Annotated in this window: 14 protein-coding genes and 1 pseudogene; 6 read left to right on the forward strand and 9 right to left on the reverse strand. The window is 68.0% G+C overall.

The features are described from left to right. Positions 1-117: 117 nt before the first annotated feature. Together V5D55_RS09315 and V5D55_RS09320 are read left to right on the forward strand one after the other, a co-directional pair. Positions 118-2,808 carry a right-handed parallel beta-helix repeat-containing protein gene (locus V5D55_RS09315; protein WP_435749124.1) on the forward strand — a complete coding sequence of 897 codons (2,691 nt, stop codon included), beginning with the start codon at positions 118-120 and terminating at the stop codon, positions 2,806-2,808. A 10-nt stretch (positions 2,809-2,818) separates the two neighbouring features. Beyond that, positions 2,819-4,135, forward strand: coding sequence for a lipopolysaccharide biosynthesis protein (locus V5D55_RS09320; protein WP_435749125.1), 1,317 nt, complete (start codon positions 2,819-2,821; stop codon positions 4,133-4,135). 21 nt (positions 4,136-4,156) lie between these two features. Here V5D55_RS09320 and V5D55_RS09325 read toward each other — a convergent pair whose 3' ends face one another. From V5D55_RS09325 to V5D55_RS09335, 3 genes and pseudogenes are all read right to left on the reverse strand, one after another. After that, positions 4,157-5,239: a glycosyltransferase family 4 protein gene (locus tag V5D55_RS09325; RefSeq protein ID WP_435749279.1), complete on the reverse strand. Its 1,083-nt coding sequence runs from the start codon at positions 5,237-5,239 to the stop codon at positions 4,157-4,159. A gap of 75 nt (positions 5,240-5,314) precedes the next feature. Continuing rightward, a pseudogene (locus tag V5D55_RS09330) lies at positions 5,315-6,484 on the reverse strand (glycosyltransferase); the annotation flags it as partial. A 4-nt stretch (positions 6,485-6,488) separates the two neighbouring features. Then, a complete protein-coding gene (locus V5D55_RS09335) occupies positions 6,489-8,021 on the reverse strand; it encodes a sugar transferase (protein WP_435749126.1) in 1,533 nt (510 codons plus the stop codon). Positions 8,022-8,379: 358 nt separating this feature from the next. Here V5D55_RS09335 and V5D55_RS09340 point away from each other — a divergent pair, with 358 nt between their 5' ends. The 3 genes from V5D55_RS09340 to V5D55_RS09350 all read left to right on the forward strand — a co-directional run bounded on the left by V5D55_RS09340 (position 8,380) and on the right by V5D55_RS09350 (position 10,995). After that, entirely contained in the window at positions 8,380-9,534 is a 1,155-nt protein-coding gene (locus tag V5D55_RS09340) for a low temperature requirement protein A (protein ID WP_435749280.1), read from the forward strand. A gap of 86 nt (positions 9,535-9,620) precedes the next feature. After that, positions 9,621-10,511 (forward strand): intradiol ring-cleavage dioxygenase, encoded by an 891-nt coding sequence (locus V5D55_RS09345; RefSeq protein ID WP_435749127.1) that lies wholly within the window; start codon positions 9,621-9,623, stop codon positions 10,509-10,511. A 211-nt stretch (positions 10,512-10,722) separates the two neighbouring features. Next, a complete protein-coding gene (locus V5D55_RS09350; RefSeq protein WP_435749128.1) occupies positions 10,723-10,995 on the forward strand; it encodes a hypothetical protein in 273 nt (90 codons plus the stop codon). A gap of 9 nt (positions 10,996-11,004) precedes the next feature. On the opposite strand, the gene V5D55_RS09355 is transcribed toward V5D55_RS09350, so the two are convergent. Next, positions 11,005-11,481: a hypothetical protein gene (locus V5D55_RS09355; RefSeq protein WP_435749129.1), complete on the reverse strand. Its 477-nt coding sequence runs from the start codon at positions 11,479-11,481 to the stop codon at positions 11,005-11,007. Between the two features lie 91 nt (positions 11,482-11,572). Between V5D55_RS09355 and V5D55_RS09360 the strand changes: the two genes are divergently transcribed. Then, positions 11,573-12,745, forward strand: a complete 1,173-nt coding sequence (locus tag V5D55_RS09360) for a fatty acid desaturase family protein (protein WP_435749130.1) — start codon at positions 11,573-11,575, stop codon at positions 12,743-12,745. A 67-nt stretch (positions 12,746-12,812) separates the two neighbouring features. On the opposite strand, the gene V5D55_RS09365 is transcribed toward V5D55_RS09360, so the two are convergent. From V5D55_RS09365 to V5D55_RS09385, 5 genes are all read right to left on the reverse strand, one after another. Further along, positions 12,813-13,436 (reverse strand): response regulator, encoded by a 624-nt coding sequence (locus V5D55_RS09365; RefSeq protein ID WP_435749131.1) that lies wholly within the window; start codon positions 13,434-13,436, stop codon positions 12,813-12,815. Further along, positions 13,433-14,611 carry a sensor histidine kinase gene (locus tag V5D55_RS09370; RefSeq protein WP_435749132.1) on the reverse strand — a complete coding sequence of 393 codons (1,179 nt, stop codon included), beginning with the start codon at positions 14,609-14,611 and terminating at the stop codon, positions 13,433-13,435. Before V5D55_RS09370 ends, V5D55_RS09365 begins: the two co-directional genes overlap by 4 nt. 48 nt (positions 14,612-14,659) lie before the next feature. Beyond that, complete coding sequence (locus tag V5D55_RS09375; RefSeq protein ID WP_435749133.1) at positions 14,660-15,499, reverse strand: ABC transporter permease; 840 nt, start codon at positions 15,497-15,499, stop codon at positions 14,660-14,662. Then, positions 15,496-16,362 carry an ABC transporter ATP-binding protein gene (locus V5D55_RS09380; RefSeq protein WP_435749134.1) on the reverse strand — a complete coding sequence of 289 codons (867 nt, stop codon included), beginning with the start codon at positions 16,360-16,362 and terminating at the stop codon, positions 15,496-15,498. The genes V5D55_RS09375 and V5D55_RS09380 overlap by 4 nt, the downstream gene beginning before the upstream one ends. Positions 16,363-16,467: 105 nt before the next feature. Beyond that, the gene (locus V5D55_RS09385; protein WP_435749135.1) at positions 16,468-17,871 is read right to left on the reverse strand and encodes a DivIVA domain-containing protein; all 1,404 of its coding nucleotides are present in this window, start codon (positions 17,869-17,871) and stop codon (positions 16,468-16,470) included. Between the last annotated feature and the right edge of the window lie 173 nt (positions 17,872-18,044).

Genomic DNA, 18,044 nt, shown 5'->3' on the forward strand with positions numbered 1-18,044 from the left:
TTCCCCGGTGAGCCGGTTACTCTACTTGAGTTGCGAGGGGGACTCGCTCTCTGCTCCCGGGGTCTAATCTGTAGCAGAACAGCTGGTTGATCGTAATCTGCCCCAGAAGACGGTGACATGGTTTCCTTCCCGTTCCTCCCGCCCACGACTCGACCCACATCCTCGCCGCCTGCGCGATCCCGCCGGAGCGTGATCGCGGGCGCGCTCGGCGTCGTCCTGGCGGTCTCGGCCTTCCTGGTCGCGACGCCCGCGTACGCCGGCACCGACAGATCTGCGGCGTCGTCGCAACCCGCGGCGGCGACACCGACCTCGATCCTGAACGATGCGATGAACCGCAAGGTCACATCGGGCTGGGGGTCATCGCCCGTCGGCGCGTGGCGCGTCGTCGAGGGGACCTCGAGCGTCGCCAGCGGCCGGGCGCTGCTCGCCAGCCGCAAGCCCGGCATCACGGCCCGTGTGACCGCCGGCGGAGTGACCGCGGCGGATGTGAACAGTCGATTCACGCTGACCGTTCCCGCACTGCCCGTGGGTGGACCGCTCTATCTCGCTCAGGCCGTCCGCGTCGCGGGCAAGAATGCCTACGGCGTGCGCGTTCGCGTGCATCCAGACGGCTCCGCCTACGTCTCGATCGTGCGGCTGACCGACCTCACCACCGTCCAGAGCATCAGCGAACGGCGCTTGCCCTTCGCCGTGAAGAACGGCACCAAGATGACCGTGGCGCTCAGCGTCACCGGCACGAGCCCCGTCGCACTCGGTGCGAAGGCCTGGGTTTCGGGTGCGGCGGAGCCTACCGCCTGGCAGGTCTCCCACACGGATGCCGCGGCGTCGCGTATCCAGTCATCCGGCGGCTACGCCTTCGCGCTGTACACCTCCAGCGGGGCGAAGGCAGCAGTGCCGGTCGCCATCGACGACGTCGTCGTCACTTCGCCGCCGAAGCCGACGCCCGCCCCGAAGCCGACGCCCGCCCCGAAGCCGACTCCCGCCCCGACGCCCACCCCGGCTCCGACGCCCGCGCCGACTCCGACGCCGGCTCCGACGCCTGCTCCCACCCCGACGCCGACTCCCACGCCGCCGACGACCCCGCCGAACCCGACGACGCCACCGGCTCCTCCCGGGCCCGTCGAAGGCGTGCGGGGAACGCCGGGCGCCAATGCGCCGGGAACCCTCGCGTACGACGCGCCCGCGACGGCCATCTATGTCGCTCCCGATGGATGGGACAGCTCTGCCGGAACGATGTCCTCGCCGGTGCGCACCATCGCGGCGGCTGTGCGGATGGTGCCCAGCGGCGGCACGATCGTCCTCCGCGGCGGAACCTATCACGAGGAGATCGTGGTCCCCGCGCAGAAGCGGGTCACGATCCAGCCTGCGGCGAATGAGGAGGTCTGGCTCGACGGAGCGAAGCCGGTCAGCGGGTGGCGCGCATCCGGGAACACCTGGATCGTCGACGACTGGCGCACGAATCTCGACTCCAGCCCGACGTACACCAAGGGTGCGCCGGACAACACCCAGGCGGAGTGGCGGTTCGTCGACCCGGCCTACCCGATGGCCGCCCACCCCGACCAGGTCTGGGTGGCGGGCGCTCAGCTCCGCGAGGTCGCATCCGCGTCGAAGGTCACGGCCGGGACGTTCTACGTCGACGGCTCGGCGAAACGTCTCATCATCGGCACGGATCCGACGGGCAAGGCGGTCGAGGCGAGTGTCCTCACGCAGGCGCTGTCGATCCAGTCCGCGGGGAGCGAGGTCCGCGGCATCGGCGTCCGCCGGTATGCGACCAGCGTGCCGCAGATGGGCACCGTCATCGCTGCGGCGAACGACATCTCCCTGACGGATGTCACGATCCGCGACAACTCGACGACCGGCTTCTACTCGTGGGCGGCTCGGACGACTCTCACTCGGGTATCGTTGATCGGCAACGGGTTGCTCGGCGGAGGAGCGTCCCAGGCGGACGGGCTCGAAGTCGTCGGGATGCTGTCCGTCGGGAACAACGCCGAGCATTTCAATCACTCGCCGGTGTCCGGCGCATTCAAGGTGACGAGAACACGAGGGGTGACGGTGACCGACAGTGCGTTCACCGGGAACTACGGGCGCGGCCCCTGGTTCGACGAGTCCGTCGTCGATATCGCCTTCTCCGGCAACGACGTCATCGGCAACACCGGTCACGGCGTCATGATCGAGCTCTCCGAGCGCGCGGTCGTCGCCGACAACGTGATCGCGCGCAACGGAGACTTCGGTCTCTACGTGCTCGATTCCGGCAACGTCAAGATCTGGAACAACACGGTCGTCGGCAACGCGCAGCGCAACATCAACATCGCGCAGGACGACCGTCGGGCCTCTGATCCGAATGCGGCGGGACACGATCCGCGCACGCGGTATGCGCCGCAGGCACCGTGGATCGTGCGCAACGTCGTCCTGTCCAACAACGTGGTCGCGGAGAGCGGAGGCAACTGCCTCCTGTGCGTTCAGGACTTCTCGCTCGCGTACACCGGTGCACAGATGATCTCCAGTTCGAATGGAAACCTGTACCACCGGGCGAACGCCGGCATCACGCGCTGGTTCTCGGCGTGGTCCAGGGGAGCGGCGTCCAAAGACCCCGCCGTCGCCGACACTCTCGCGGCGTTCACCGCAGCCAGTGGACAGGAACGGCGCTCGAAGCTGGTGGAGGGCGCGTCGGTCGTGAACGGCGACTACACCCTCCTGCCCGCATACGCGGCGACCCAGGCGTCCGTGGCGGTTGCCGTCCCGGCCGACGTCGCCGCCGCATCGCGGCTCCCCGCGAACAGCACGACGCTGGGGGCGCTGCCGCGCTGACGATCCAGATATGAGCTCACTTCTCGCAGTCGGTGCCCGCGCGCTGACGATGGTCATCGCGCTGGTCTGCGGCGTACTCACGACCCGGATGATCATCGGCGAGGCGGGAGTGGACAGCTTCGCGCTCTACACCCTGCTCACCACGATCCCCTCGCTGCTGACGTTCACCGATCTCGGCAGCGGGGCGGTCCTGGTGAACGCCGTCGCCACGAGTGACGATGTCCGCACCGACGAGAAGCTGCGGTACCAGCTCACGTCTGTGGGCCGTGTGCTGCTGATGTTCGCGACATCCGCGATGATGATCAACACCGTGCTCGTCGCGACAGGCACGTGGGAGCTCGTCTTCGGAGATGCCGGCGGTCGACCCGGGGCGTCGCTGGCCGCGTTCTACTGTGTGACGATCTTCTGCCTCCAGATCCCGCTCGGCATCTGGGCGCGCATCATGCTCGGACAGCGCCGCAACCATGTGGTCATCCTGCTGCAGGGGCTCATCTCGCCGCTCACCCTCGCCGGCGTCTGGCTGATCCTGACCCTCGGTGGTGACAACCTCCACTCCTTCGTGGCGATCGCCTCGTTCGCAGCATCCTTCCTGGTCTCGCTGCTCGGCGTCCTGATCACTGCGCGCACCACGTCGCCGTTGATCCCTGCCGCTGCCCGAATGGTGCTGCGCCCGCGACGGTTCCCGGGCGTGCGGGTCATGGATGTCGGCTGGCCGATGCTCGCCCAGATGGTGACGTACCCGATCGCGGTCGGGTCTCAGCGGTATGTCATCGCGCAGCTGGGCGGACCGAGCGACGTGGCGGAATACGGCGTGGCCGGCCAGGTCTTCTTCGCCCTCAACGGGCTCGTGATGGCCGGTGGACTCGCTCTGTGGCCGCACTTCGCGCGCTCACGGCACAAGGGCGACCTCCGGGGCGGGCCGTTCCTGCTCTCCGCGCTGTTCGCGGTGGCGGTGGCAGGGGCGACCTTCGTCGTCTGGGTCGTCGGGCCCTGGCTCTTCGGATTCATCACCCAGGGGGAGTTGACAGTGCGTCCGAGCACGATCTTCGCCTTCGGGCTGATGATCATGATGACCGCAGCGGTGTACCCGCTGGGCATGTTCATCATGGACAAACCGGGGATCCGTTTCCAGGTGATCCCGACCCTGAGCATGGCCGCCGTCGGCATCACGCTGTCGTTCGTGCTGACGCCCCTGCTCGGAATCGTGGGTCCGCTCGTCGGCGTCGCCTTCGCACTGCTCGTGTGCCAGCTGATCCCGTTCTCGATCTACATCATCAGGAACCGCGGACGGCTCACCGCCGGCACGCCCACCCCCGACTCCGTATGAGGGCGTGCACGAAGGAGGGCGTCAGCCCAGCACGTGCTCTGTGATGGTCGCGCGGTAGACGGCGGGGGCGTGCCGGCGCAGCGCCTCTGCGCGGCTCTCGGCGACGGTGGACACGACTTCGCTCCATCGAGTATCGATGTCGGTCAGGGCAGTCGCGATGGCTGCCGGATCACCGGCAGGAACGAGGCGGGCGGTCTCGTAGCCGCCGGCAGCTTCGCGCAGACCGCTGCTGTCGCTGGCGATCACGGGACGGAGCGCGAGGATGCCCTCGACCGCGGTGTTGCCGAAGGGTTCATCGACACGGGACGGCACGATCAGCACGTCGGCCTCGGTGAGGAAGGGCCAGATGTCGGAGTGGAAACCGGCGAAGTCGACGGTGATCGCCGCGGCATCCGCCTGCTCTCGCAGATCGCGCTCGAACCACTCATAGCCGTCGAACACCGCGCCCAAGAGGGTGACGTCGACGGCGCGCCCTGCCGCACTCAGCCGGGAGGCGGCTTCGATGACCAGGTCTGGTCCCTTGCGGGGCGACAACCGGCCGACGTAGAGGACGCGGAGCGCTCCCTCGATCCGGGGGCGCGGAGCTGCTGGCTGCGAGGGAGAGGCGACACCGTTGTACACGACCGAAGCCCGACGGGCGAGCGCGGGCAGAGCAGCGCGGAGCGTGTCGAGACTGAACCGGCTGTTCACCAGGGTGCGCTCGGAGGCGAGATGGGGGGAGTACAGGATGCTGTTCACGAGCCGACTGCCGGAGGCTTCGGCCTCATGCACGTGACTGACCGACCGCGTGCGGCGGAGCCGGGCCACCAGCGGCCACTGCGGGATGATGATGGTGGAGACATAGACGACATCCGGGCGCACCTTGCCGATGAGGCGCCAGGCGGCGCCCAGACCGCGGAACGTGTCGCGGAAGAGCTGCGGCAACCCGCGCGGGGTGAGCAGCACCTTGCGCAGGACGAGCATGGGGATGATGACGACCTCGGCTCCAGCCGACCGAAGCTCGCCGTCGAGGAGGCCGCGACTCGGCAGTGCGACCACAACACGTGCCCCCGCCTCGACGAGGCCGATCGCGCTCTCCAGCAGCATCCGATCGGAGCCGAACATCTCCGCGCCGGGGTGCACCAACAGGGCGGTCGGGCGCTTCTCGCCGCTCACGGTGCCGTCGCCTCGGCGGCAGCCGGGCGTCCAGTCTTCCGTGCGGCGCCGAGCGCGGCGCGCGGAGGAGTGGATCGTCGATCGTTCTGAGAGCCGTCGCGCGAGGGACTCGTACTCGTCGGCGACGTCGTCCCAGCGGAAGCGACTGCGCGCGATCTCCTGCACGCGCTTCGCTCGCGAAGCGACCAGTTCCGGATCGGCCTCCGCGGCGGCGACATGTGCGGCGACGTCGGCGGCGTCGGCGAAGAACCAGCCGTTGCCGTCGAGGACCTCGCGGTTGAAGGGGACGTCGAAGCCGATCACCGCCGTGCCTGCGCCCATGGCGCGCAGCAGCGACGGGTTGGTCCCTCCGACCGAGTGCCCGTGCAGGTAGGTCGCGGCATTGGCGTACAGCGCGTCGAGCAGCTCCTGGTCGTACACCCCGCCGACGAGGCGGATGCGGTCGTCACCGTCGGCGACGCGCTGGATCTCCTGCGTGTACTCGGCGCTGTACGGTGCAGAACCCACGACCACCAGCGGCAGCGTGGCGTCGCTGGCGTGGTACCCCTCGACGATCTCGCGCACGTGGTTCTCCGGCTCGAAGCGCGCCACCACGAGGTGGTATCCACCCGGCGTGAGGTCGATCTCGGCGACGCCGCGCTCAGGCAGCTCTTCGAGGATCGGTGCCCCGTAGCGGATGAGCTCTGTCGGCACGTTGAACTGGTGGCGGTAGTAGTCGGCGATTCCCGGCGCGTCGGCGATCAGGGCATCGGCCTTGCGCACGCCGAACTGCTCGGCCCACCGGTAGTAGGCCTTGCCTCGCGGTCCCCACTTCGAACGGCGCCACTCGAGACCGTCCATGTGGAGCGCGACGGGGGCCCGGCGCAGGCGGAGAAGCGGCAGGAAAGGGGAGTTGGCCGCATTGAAGACGAACGTCGCGTCGGGCCGACGGCGGAACATCAGGTGCAGCGTCGACAGTCCGGTATGGCTGAGCGTCTCGATCTGCTTCACCGGGACGGCAGGCAGATGCACCACGCGCATCCCGAGGTAGTCCTTCTCACGGCGCTCGGAGCCACGCGTGTAGACGACCACGTCGTGTCCCCGGGCAGCGAGACGGCGACCGACTTCCTCGATCGCCGTCTCGAATCCGCCGTAGGCTGCGGGCACTCCCCTGGTCCCCACCATCGCGATGGTGAGGCGGTTCGAATTGCTCATCCGATCAGTATGCCCCGCTGGGCTGGACCATGACCTTCGCGGTACGCCACATGATCTGCAGGTCGTTCATGACCGACCAGTTCTCGACGTAGCGCAGGTCGAGGCGAACGCTCTCGTCCCAGGACAGGTCGCTGCGGCCGGAGACCTGCCACAGGCCGGTGATTCCCGGCTTGATGTACAGGCGGCGGAAGACGGTGCCGTCGTAGGCGGTGACCTCGCTGGGCAGCGGAGGACGCGGTCCTACGACACTCATGTCGCCGATGAGGACGTTCCAGAACTGCGGCAGTTCGTCGAGTGACAGCTTGCGCAGAATCCTGCCCACACGGGTGACCCGCGGGTCGTCCTTCATCTTGAAGAGGAGACCGGCGCCCTGGTTCTGCTCCTTGAGAGCGGCGAGCTGCTGCTCGGCATCCGTCTTCATGGAGCGGAACTTGACCATCTTGAAGCGGCGACCGTCGCGGCCGACGCGCTCCTGGAAGAAGAAGACGGGACCGGGAGAGTCGAGCTTGATGAGCAGCGCCAGCACGGGTGCCAGCAGGCCGATCGGGAGGAGCGCGATCGTCGCGACCGCGATGTCGAGGGCGCGCTTCAGCAGGTGCTGACCGCCCTCGTAGGTCGGAATCTGCACCTGGATGAGGGGGAGTCCCTCGACGGGCGCGAACGAGATCCGCGGGCCGGCGACGTCGGTCAGGCGGCTCGACAGCACGAGCTCGGCAGCGGTCCCCTCCAGCTGCCAGCTCAACTGCTTCACGAACTCGGGCTCGCCCTCGGGGCGACTCGCCACGATGATCGTGTCGGCGCCCAGCTCGGCGGCGACCGTCGACACGGAGTTCACGTTCCCCAGAACCGGGAACTTCGCGCCGTCGATCTCCACCTCGCGGGCGTTGCCGTCGAGGAGCGTCGCGCCGACCACCTGGTAGCCGGACGCGCCGATCGGGTGCAGGGTGCGCACCACGTACTCGACGTCATCCCTGTTTCCCACAACGAGCGTACGAGAGGTGAACCTCCCGTGCGCCCGCTGTGCCTGGAGCCAGTGGCGCCACAACCACCTGGTCACCAGAAGCGTCAACACACCGACAGGCAGCCCCAGCAGCAGTGTCAGTTGCATCGACTTCCATGCGAGCAGCACCGCCACGATGGCGATGATCCCGAAGGCGAGCCCGCTGGCGTGGACCACGCCGCGGTACTCGGTGGCACTCGCACGGAACAACGCGGCGTCCCGCGTGTGCAGAGCGCTGAGCATGAGGTACCACAGCGCGGCGAGGGGGACGCCGTCGCGAAGGACCTCGAGCCCGGCGACACCGGTCATCAGCTGGACCGTCGCGGTCAGACCGACGGCGAACAGGATGACGGCCGCATCCGTGATCCGCAGTCGCATCCGATAGCGACGCTCCCACTGACGGCGTCTTTCCAGCGTTGCGGAGGCGCGCGGTGTGACCACCGTGTGCGTCACCGACTTTGTTGCCCTCGGGGCAGCGATCGGCAAGAAGACCGAGCCCGCACGAGTGATGCTCAGAGCATCCTCGACGGAAGTCATGCCGAGGCCCCTTGAGCCGTGAATGTACGCAAATATCCCCAGTGCGCCATCAGTGTGTTCCCCAGATTTCCCCAAACCATGAACCCCACGTTCACGGCAATCGTCTGCATCCCGACCCCTCGGGTCCTGCTGAAACTCGGTGATCCCACTCACGGAGTGCATTTCGCCGTCCCACACGGCGGTCGCTAGCAGCAGGCACAGCAGACTTTGAACACTGTAGCGGAAGATCCGTCGAAGCGGAAGATATTTCCTCCGAATGGATGAATTTCTCCAGCGCGGCCCCAGCGCGGCGGCGCGCGGGCGCTATTCTTGCGCGGTGACCGCGAATCCTGCCGCTCCCCGCTTCCAGCTGCGCACGATGCTGCCGCGCGATCCGTCGCAGCCGCACCGCACGGCGAGCACTCTCGAGCTGTTCTTCGATCTCGTCTTCGTGGTCGCCGTCAGCATCGCCTCCGCGCAGTTGCACCACGCGCTCGGCGAGGGACACTTCCTGCACGGCATCACCTCGTACGCGATGGTGTTTTTCGCGATCTGGTGGGCGTGGATGAACTTCACCTGGTTCGCGACGTCGTTCGACACCGACGACTGGCTCTATCGCGTGACGACGTTCGTGCAGATGGGTGGCGTCCTCGTGTTCGCGGCCGGGATCCCCCGTGCGTTCAACGACGGCGACTTCACCATCGCCGTCCTCGGCTACGTGGTGATGCGCGTCGCGATGATGGCGCAATGGCTGCGTGCCTCCCGATCCGCGGGGGAGCTCCGCGGGGCGACGCGGAGATACGCCTTCGGGATCGCCGCCGCCCAGGTGCTGTGGATCCTCTTCCTGCTCATCCCCTCCGGACCGCAGCAGATCGTGGCGTTCGTGCTGTTCGCGCTGATCGAGATCGCGGTACCGGTCTTCGCCGAATTCCGCCGGCAGACGCCCTGGCACCCGCACCACATCACCGAGCGCTACGGGCTGTTCACCCTCATCGTGCTCGGCGAGAGCCTGCTCGCCTCGGCGAACGCGATCATCGACGCCATCGACAAGGTGGACGCGGTCGGACCCCTGATCGCGATCTCGGTGCTCACGCTCGTCGTCACGGCATCCCTCTGGTGGATCTACTTCTGGCCGCCGCACCACCGAGCGATCTCGTCATTCCGTCGATCGTTGCGCTACGGCTACTCCCACTACTTCGTCTTCGCCGCCGCCGCCGCGTTCTCGGCCGGCATCGAGGTCGAGATCGACGTGCTCACGCACCACAGCGAACTGTCGAACGTGGCCGCCTCCTTCACTGTCACGATCCCGATCGCGGTCTTCCTGCTCGGCATCTGGTGGATCGCGATCCGCGAGCACGCCGATCGCGTCGTGAACACCGTGGTCCCGGTCGGCGCACTGCTCGTGCTGCTCGATCCCGTGCTGCCGATCCCCGTGACGCTGTCGGCGCTGATCCTCGTGATCATCGTGGTCGTGCTCGTCCTCCGGCCGCCCGTATCGCGCGACGCGGCGAACATCGAAATCGACGCACCATAGGAGACGCATAACCGGGGCATGGCATCCTGATCGGAAGTTCGCGCAGCATGGGTCATCCACCCGGTTCGCTCGAGAGGAGCCCGATCATGAGCCGTATCCCCGAACCCACCCAGACTCCCGACGGTCCTGCCTACGAGGGGCGACTCCTCGATCGTGCCGATGAAGAGGTGGTCGATCAGGGCGCTCCCTTCGACATCCGCACGCTCATGAGCCGCCGCGGTGTCCTGGGCCTCGCGGGTCTCGGGCTCGGTGCGGTCGTCCTTGCGGCGTGTGCGCCTTCCCCCTCGGGCGGATCGGCGGTGTCGGCGACGCCATCGACCGGTGCGACCGCAAGCGGCGACGGGTCCGTCACGGAGATCCCCGACGAGACGGCGGGCCCCTTCCCGGGCGACGGCTCGAACGGGCCCGATGCGCTCGAGGACTCCGGCATCGTCCGTCAGGACATCCGCGCGTCGATCGACGGCACGGCCACTGCCGACGGGGTGCCGCTCACCATCGAACTCCAGATCCTCGATCTGGCGAACGGCGGCGCACCCCTCGCGGGTGCGGCCGTCTACGTCTGGCACTGCACGGCGCGCGGCGAGTACTCCATGTACTCCTCCGGGCTGGAAGACGTCACCTACCTGCGAGGCGTGCAGGTGGCGGATGCCGAGGGCAAGGTGTCGTTCACCTCGATCTTCCCCGGCTGCTATCCCGGCCGCTGGCCGCACGTCCACTTCGAGGTCTATCCGGATGTCGGATCGATCACGGATGCCGCGAACGCTATCGCCACTTCGCAGCTGGCACTCCCCGAGGAAGAATGCGACACGGTCTACGCCGAGGCCGCCTACAGCGGGTCGAGCGACAACCTGGCCCGGATCTCTCTCTCCAGCGACATGGTCTTCGGAGACGATGGCGGCGTATCGCAGCTCGCGACCGTCACCGGCGCCGTCGAGAGCGGGTATACGGCTGCCCTCGTCGTGGGTGTCGACGCCTAGACGAGGACGGTGGCGGGGTCGGCGCAGGCAGGGGGAGACGCATTCTGCTATGCTGATGGCGCAACGTGTGTGCAGTGCCCCTCTCGGCCGCCACGTCGCCACTGATCAGGGCCGTAAAGGACCGCGCACATCGATGCGCGCGGCATCCGTCCTCGATCTCACATCTTGCGGAGCGCCCACGCGTGCCCGCCACACAGCAATGAGCATCACCATGAGCACCACCACTTTCCCCCCGTCCGATCCGTTGACCTGGAAGCAGGCCGACGCCGACGTGCACGTCGCGACGCGCAACGGCGAATTCGCCGGCTTCGTCGAGTTCGACGGCACCGCGCACCTCGTACGCGACAACCACGGCACCGACCTCGGCGCCTTCGACTCCCTCCACGACGCCTTCCGCGCGCTCGAAGAGGCGCACGAGTCGGCCGCCTCGCCGCAGTTCCTCCCGCGCGCCTGGCGCCGTCGGGCGCGCCGTGCGCGAGCCTGACCGCAAGCCTCAGCCGTAGAGGTCTTCGGGCCAGGCGTCCGGGATGCCGCCGTCCGGGGTCGCGGCGATCGTCCCCTGCCAGGGCGTGATCGCCTCCCACCCGGACGATCGCTCGCGCAGGAAGAGGATCACCTCGTCCCCGGCATCCATCGCGTCGGCCAGCGAATCCCCGGATTCACCGCAGCTGCGGGGGAGCGAGGTGACGACGATCTCCGTCTTCCCCGTGCCCTTCACCCACTCGTCGATCTCCGCCTTCCACGTGGTGGCGGGCAGATCGAGGTAGCTGGTCGTCCCTTCCCGGCCCACGATGCGCCCGCGGGCGACGGCATCCGCATCGTCGTAGGCGTCCGCCGGAGCCTCGAAGTACACCCAGTCGATGCATGCCTGCGTCCCGCCGAGCGGGGTACTCGTGCATCCCGTGAGCGGGAGGGCCCCGCCGGCAAGCATCAACACCACTCCTGACGTGATCCGGGCCCGGCGATTCATGCTCGGATCCACTCACATCAACGGCGTCCCGTCAAGGGGTGCGGATGTATTCCCGGAGCCGCATGCGGGCCCGGTTAGTGTGAGGTAAGCGTTGGGCAGTCGCCTTGGGCTTTCACAGCTCAAGGGCTCCGATCGACAGGAGAAGATCATCTCCACCACACAGGTCGAAACGACCGCAGCAACGCTGGGACCGATTCGTCAGACGTATGCCGGAAACGCCGAGTTCCCGCCGATGGCCCAGGCCTACAAGCAGGTCTCGCAGGTCGTCAAGGAGACGGGTCTCCTCCGTCGGGCGCAGTGGTTCTACGTGGCTGTCGCCGCCGGAATCGCCGTCGCCCTCGGTGGTCTCATCACGGGCTTCATCCTCTTGGGCGACAGCTGGTTCCAGCTGCTCATCGCCGCGGGCCTCGGCATTATCCTGACGCAGATCGCCTTCCTCGGCCATGAGGCCGCGCACCGTCAGATCCTGACCACGGGACCGGCGAACTTCAAGCTCGCCCGCATCGTGATCGCCAGCATCGGCATGAGCTACTCCTGGTGGGACTCGAAGCACACCAAGCACCACGGAAACCCGAACCAGGTCGGCAAGGATCCCGACATCGAGGTCGACACGATCTCGTTCCTCGAAGAGGATGCCGCGAAGGCGAAGGGTTTCATCAAGCTGATCACCCGCAAGCAGGGCTGGCTTTTCTTCCCCCTGCTCACGCTCGAGGGGCTGAACCTCCACTTCCTCGGCCTGAAGTACCTCATGACGACGAAGAACGTCAAGGGGCGCTGGACCGAGCTCAGCATCATCACGCTGCGGTTCGCGCTGATCCTCGTGCCCGTGTTCATGATGCTCCCGCTCGGAATGGCATTCGCCTTCATGGGCGTGCAGTTCGCCGTCTTCGGCGTCTACATGGGTGCCGCGTTCGCGCCGAACCACAAGGGCATGCCGATCATCGATCCCAGCGCCCGTCTCGACTTCTTCACCAAGCAGGTGCGCACCTCCCGCAACATCACCGGCGGCTGGGCGACGACCTGGCTCATGGGCGGCCTCAACTACCAGGTGGAGCACCACCTGTTCCCGAGCATGCCGCGCCCGCACCTCGCGAAGGCTCGTGAGATCGTCCGCGACTACTGCGCCGCGAACAACGTGCCGTACACGGAGACCAACCTCCTCCGGTCGTACAAGATCGTCATCGACTACCTCAACCGCGTGGGTCTCTCCGCGGGAGCCGACCCGTTCGACTGCCCGGCAGTCTCGCAGTTCGGTCGGCCGTAAGATCCTCAGCCCGGCATCGCGTGAGCTGCTCCGCGATGCCGGGCTTTCTCATGCCCGGCGGCGGTGATCAGAGCAGGCCGAGCTCCAGCGCCAGCGTGACCGCCCTTGTGCGGTCGGACACCTCGAGCTTCTCGAAGACGTGCAGCAGGTGGGTCTTCACGGTCGCTTCGCCGATGAACAGCTCACGTGCGATCTCCGGGTTGCTGCGCCCGCGAGAGACGAGCCTCAGCACCTCGAGCTCGCGCGGGCTCAGCGCCGGACGTACCGTGTCCTGTCTGCGTATGCGGGTCACCAGTGTGGCCGCGATCGACGGAGCCAGCACGGTGTGTCCCTCGGCGACGGAGCGGATGCCGGCGACGATCTCCTCCTGAGGCGTCGCCTTGAGCAGATATCCGCTCGCCCCGGCCTCGATCGCCCCGAGGATGTCGTCGTCGCCCTCGTGAGTGGTGAGCACCAGCACGCGCACGCCGGGGACTTCCGCCGTGATCCGCGCCGTCGCCTCGGCTCCGGAGACCTTCGGCATGCGGAGGTCCATGAGCACGACGTCGGGGCGTAGGGCGGACGCGAGGGCGACGGCCTCTGCGCCGTCCGAGGCTTCGCCCACCACGTCGAGCTCGTCGTCGAGCGAGAGAAGGCCGATGATCCCGGATCGCACGATCGGATGGTCGTCGACGACGATGACGCGGATCATGCTGTCTCCTGCCTGACGGCGAGCGGGATGCGGACGGTGAGCGTGGTGCCGGCCGTATCGCCGCCGCGCACCTGGAGCGTGCCGCCGACCAGGCCGACACGATCGCGCATGCCCGAGAGGCCGAAGCCGCCCTGCTGGTCGAGTGCGCGCCCGTCGAGTCCGCGCCCGTCGTCGCTCACCACCAACATGGCATCGTCGGATACCGTGAGCACGAGAGATGCCGAGGCCGCCGCCGCGTGTTTGCGGACATTCGCCAGGCCCTCCTGCGCGCAGCGGAGGAGCACGACCTGGATGTCGCGCGGCACGACGAGGGGAGAAGCGGTGACCGAGACCGGAACTCCCGTCTCGCGGCCGAACCTCTCGCCCAGCCGTCGCAGCGCCTCCGCGAGAGAGGCGGAGGAGTCCGAGGCGGGCGATTCGACGACGACGAGCGCCCGTGCCTCCCGCAGCGCTTCGCGCGCGGCCTCCTCGATGAGTCCGATCGTGTCGCGTGAACCGTCGTGGCGACTGCGCTCGGCGAGCATCACGATGCTGGTGAGGCTCTGGGCGATCGTGTCGTGCACTTCACGCGCGAGGCGTGCGCGCTCGGCGGCGGCCCCGGCCTCTCGGCTGGCGGCCTCGAGGCCGTGCTGCGTGGCCGTGAGCTCGGCCAGCAGACGCTGGCGCTCGCTGCCCCACTCGGCGATGCGGGTGATCCACAGCCCGAGCGCGACACTGAACGCCGCGGACAGGCCCGAGGTGACGACGCCGCCGAGGATCATCCCAGGGGAGAAAGCAGCCGATGCGGCGTAGGCGAAGGCGAGGATGCCGGCATTCAGCAGCGTGACGATGATCGACTGCCTCGTGGAGCGCGAGGTCATCCAGATCAATGGCAGCACGAGCGTCTGCAGCAGCATCATCGTCGGTTCGAGGGTGGTGCCGATCGCCAGCAGAGCGATCAGCGCCGCCTGCAGCAGCCCCGAGGTCAGAGGTGAGGGCTCCGGGCTCTCCCGGATGCTCACGTAGCGCCGGGCGCCGAACGCGTACACCGCAGCGACACCGCACCCCGTCGCGACGAGAAGCCACGAGGAGCCGGGGAACCGCGACGGAAGCGTGAACGCCAGCATCATGGTCACGGCGAACAGCGCGGCTGTCGCGAGGTCCCATCCCAGGCGTTCCTTGGCTGCGGTCCTCATGACCACCACTCTTCCATCCTCGTTCTCCCGGCGCCGCATCGGGTGGCGTCAGCGGTCGCGGCGGATCCAGCGGAACGTCAGTCGGCTCAGCACCAGTCCGACCACGAGCCACACCACGAGCATCACGATGATGAGTCCGATGTCCCACGATCCGCTCGTCTCCGCCGCCCGGAAGGAATCCGGGTAGAACACCGAGCGCATCCCCTGCGCGATCCACTTCACCGGCAGGACCCCTGCGGCGTTCTGCAGCCAGTCGGGGAGCACCGAGAAGGCGATGTAGACCCCCGACACGAATTGGATGAGGAGGACCACAGGGATCACGACAGCCGCGGACGACTTGCCAGACCGGGGCACCGACGACAGCGCGATGCCCAACAGCGTGCAGGCGATGAGGCCGAGAGCGAAGATCCCGGCGAAGCGGCCCCAGGCGGCGGCATCTGTCGGCAGCTCCACGCGGTAGACGACCACGGCGACAGCGATCAACAGGGCGATCTGGAGGATCGCGGTGACGAAAACCTCGCCGAGCTTGCCGATGAAGTAGGTGACCGGAGACAGGGGGGTCCCGCCGAGCCGCTTCAGGGTGCCGTCGCTCTTCTCCGCCGCGATCTCCAGCGCGGGTCCCTGCACGCCGGAGAGCAGGATGCCACCGGCGATGAGACCGGGAAGGTAGTAGGTCGCCATGCTGATCTTGTCGGGGCCTTCGCCGACGTCGCCGGTGAAGATCGTCGCGAACAGGACGTACATCAGCGTCGGGAAGAGGAAGGTGAAGAACACCTGGTCCCCGGCGCGGAAGTACTGGCGCAGCTCGAACGGGATGCGTCGGAGCCCCAGGCGGAACGTGCGCGCGAGGCCGAAACGGGCGGGCGCGGCGGGGGTCGTGGTGGTCATGCTGCCGCCTCCTCGGTGCGCAGGTCGAACGCGTGGATCAGGTCGAGGTACACGTCTTCCAGCGTCGGGCGGACGACCTCGAGGTCGCGGGGTTCGCCGTCGCGCTGCAGGGCGGCGACGAGAGCTCCGGGTGCGGTCGTGCGCTCCTCCCGCCGATTGCCCGCGGCATCGATCCAGCGCACGAGCGGGACGCGGGACTCCGCCCCGCCGAGCTCGTCGATGCGTCCGATCGCGGCGATCGTGCCTCCAGCGATCACGGCAGCGCGGTCGCCGAGCTGGGCGGCTTCGTCGAGGTAGTGGGTCGTCAGCAGGATGCTCGTGCCCTCTGCTTTGAGCGAGCGGATCAGGTCCCAGAACTGCCGACGCGCCTCAGGGTCGAACCCGGTGGTCGGCTCGTCGAGGAAGAGCAGCTCCGGTCGACCGATGATGCCGAGCGCGACGTCGAGCCGGCGCTGCTGCCCACCCGACAGGCGCGCGGCGCGCGTGCGCTGCTTCTGTTCGAGACCGACGGCGGCGATCACCTCGTCGACGTCACGCGGATGCGGGTAGTAGCCCGCGAACTCCTTCAGCAGTTCGCGCACCGTGAAGGATCCCGCCTCGCCGGTCGACTGCAGGACGATGCCGAGTCGGGCCTTCCAGTCCAGTCCGCCGCGCTGCGGGTCCACTCCGAGCACCCGCACCTCGCCCGAACTGCGGTGCCGGTAGCCCTCGAGGATCTCGATCGTCGTGGACTTCCCGGCTCCGTTCGGCCCGAGCAGCGCGAACGTCTCGCCGCGCCGGATATCGAAGCTGATGCCGTCGACGGCCGTGAAGTCGCCGTAATCCTTGCGGAGGTCGCTGACCTCGATCACGCTGTCTGTCATGCTCTTCAGCTTGCCGGGAAGCGCCGACGCGCGATAGCGGTGGAACGGATGAGGGCGGCATCCACCGATCGGTGGATGCCGCCCTCATCGGAACGATCTGCGGTGTCAGCGCGTGCTGCTGTCCTCAGCCTCGACCACATCGATCGTGATCTTCTCGAGAGGACGATCGTCGACGAGCTCGTCCTCGAGAACCTCGTCGCCGAGGAACTCGTCGTCCGCGCTCTCGTCCTTGCCCTTCGGCTTGCTCTTCGCCTTCGACTTCGACGGTGTCTCGTTCGAGTCGCCGTCGGCGATGGCCGCGGGGAGCGACTCGTCGGAGAAGATCCCGTCCGGGCGGATCAGCTCGCGCACCTCTGCCATGAAGCTCGTGAGCTGCTGCTGCTGCCAGCGCAGCTGACGGGTGCGGTCTTCCGCGTCGCGGAGCACCGCAGTGGTGTGCCCGGTGACGGAGTCCACAATCTTCTGCGACTTCACGCGAGCGCGGTCGAGGGTCTCGCGGGCTCGCACCTGCGCGTCCGCCTCGATCGCCTGGGCCTGAGAGCGGGTGAGGCGCTCGTAGTCCTCCGCCCGCGCGGAGATGCGCTGGGCGTGCTCGAGCGACGCGGCGACCTGCTCGTTGGCGTCGTTGGTGATGCGCTCCGCGTGCGCGACCGCCTGGTTGTGCAGCACGAGGAACTCCTGCTGGGCGTCGTCCTGACGACGGGTGAGGGTCTCCTCGAACTCCAGGACGCGCGCGTTCATGTCGCGAACGTCGCGTTCGGCGTCAGCACGCAGCTGAGTCGTCTCGCGAGTGACCAGGGAGCGCAGCGCGGCCGCACCCTTCTCGGCCTCGGTGCGGATCGCGGTCGCCTCCTGTGCGGCCTGATTCACCTTCTCGGCGGCGTGCGCGGCTTCACGTTCGATGCGTGCCTCGTGGGCCGTGTACTCGGTGTCCATCTTCAGACGCACCTGATCGGCGTCGCGCTCCGCCTGGGCGGTGATCCGCTCGGCATCGGCATCCGCCTCGGCGCGCTGCGCGGTGACCTCTTCGCGGGCGGAGGTCATCAGACGATCGGCCTGCACGGCCGCGTTCTGGATGAGGACGTTCGCCTGCTCCTCGGCGACCCGCAGGATCGCTTCGAACTGCTGACGCGAAGGCGCCTCCTGCCCGTCGGGCTGAGGTGCGTCGACGAGCTCCGAGGTGAGGGTCGCGACCTGCTGCTCGGCATCCGACGCCTTCGCGTGGGCGGCGCTGAGCTCGCCTTCGAGGGCTTCGCGCGCGGCGCGCTCCTCGTCGCGAGCCGCATCGACGGCCTCGGACTGGCGGGCCTTGGTATCGGCGAGGTCGGCGGTCAGCTGCTGGAGCTGGGTGCGGAGGCTCGCGAGCGCAGCATCCACCTCGCCCTTGTCGTAGCCGCGGAAACCCACGGTGAAGGCGGCCTGCGGTTCGCGGGGAGTGGTCTCGATCAGCTGATCGAAGAAGTCGGGCGACCGCTCGTCGCGGTCGGCGGTTCCGGGGGATTCGCTCATGGGGTGAAGCCTTTCTGCCGAGGCCACATCGCGGAGCGGCGGCTCCGTCCCGCTGTGCGGGGCCGAGTGGATCGAAGGGGAGGTCGTGTGCTGACGCCACGACCGAGACCTGGCGAAGGTCAGGCCGAGCGTTGGCGCGCATCCAGCCTAGTTGCGTCGGCTGGATCGTGCCT

It is taken from the genome of Microbacterium sp. PMB16 (assembly GCF_051294855.1).
Classification (GTDB): domain Bacteria; phylum Actinomycetota; class Actinomycetes; order Actinomycetales; family Microbacteriaceae; genus Microbacterium.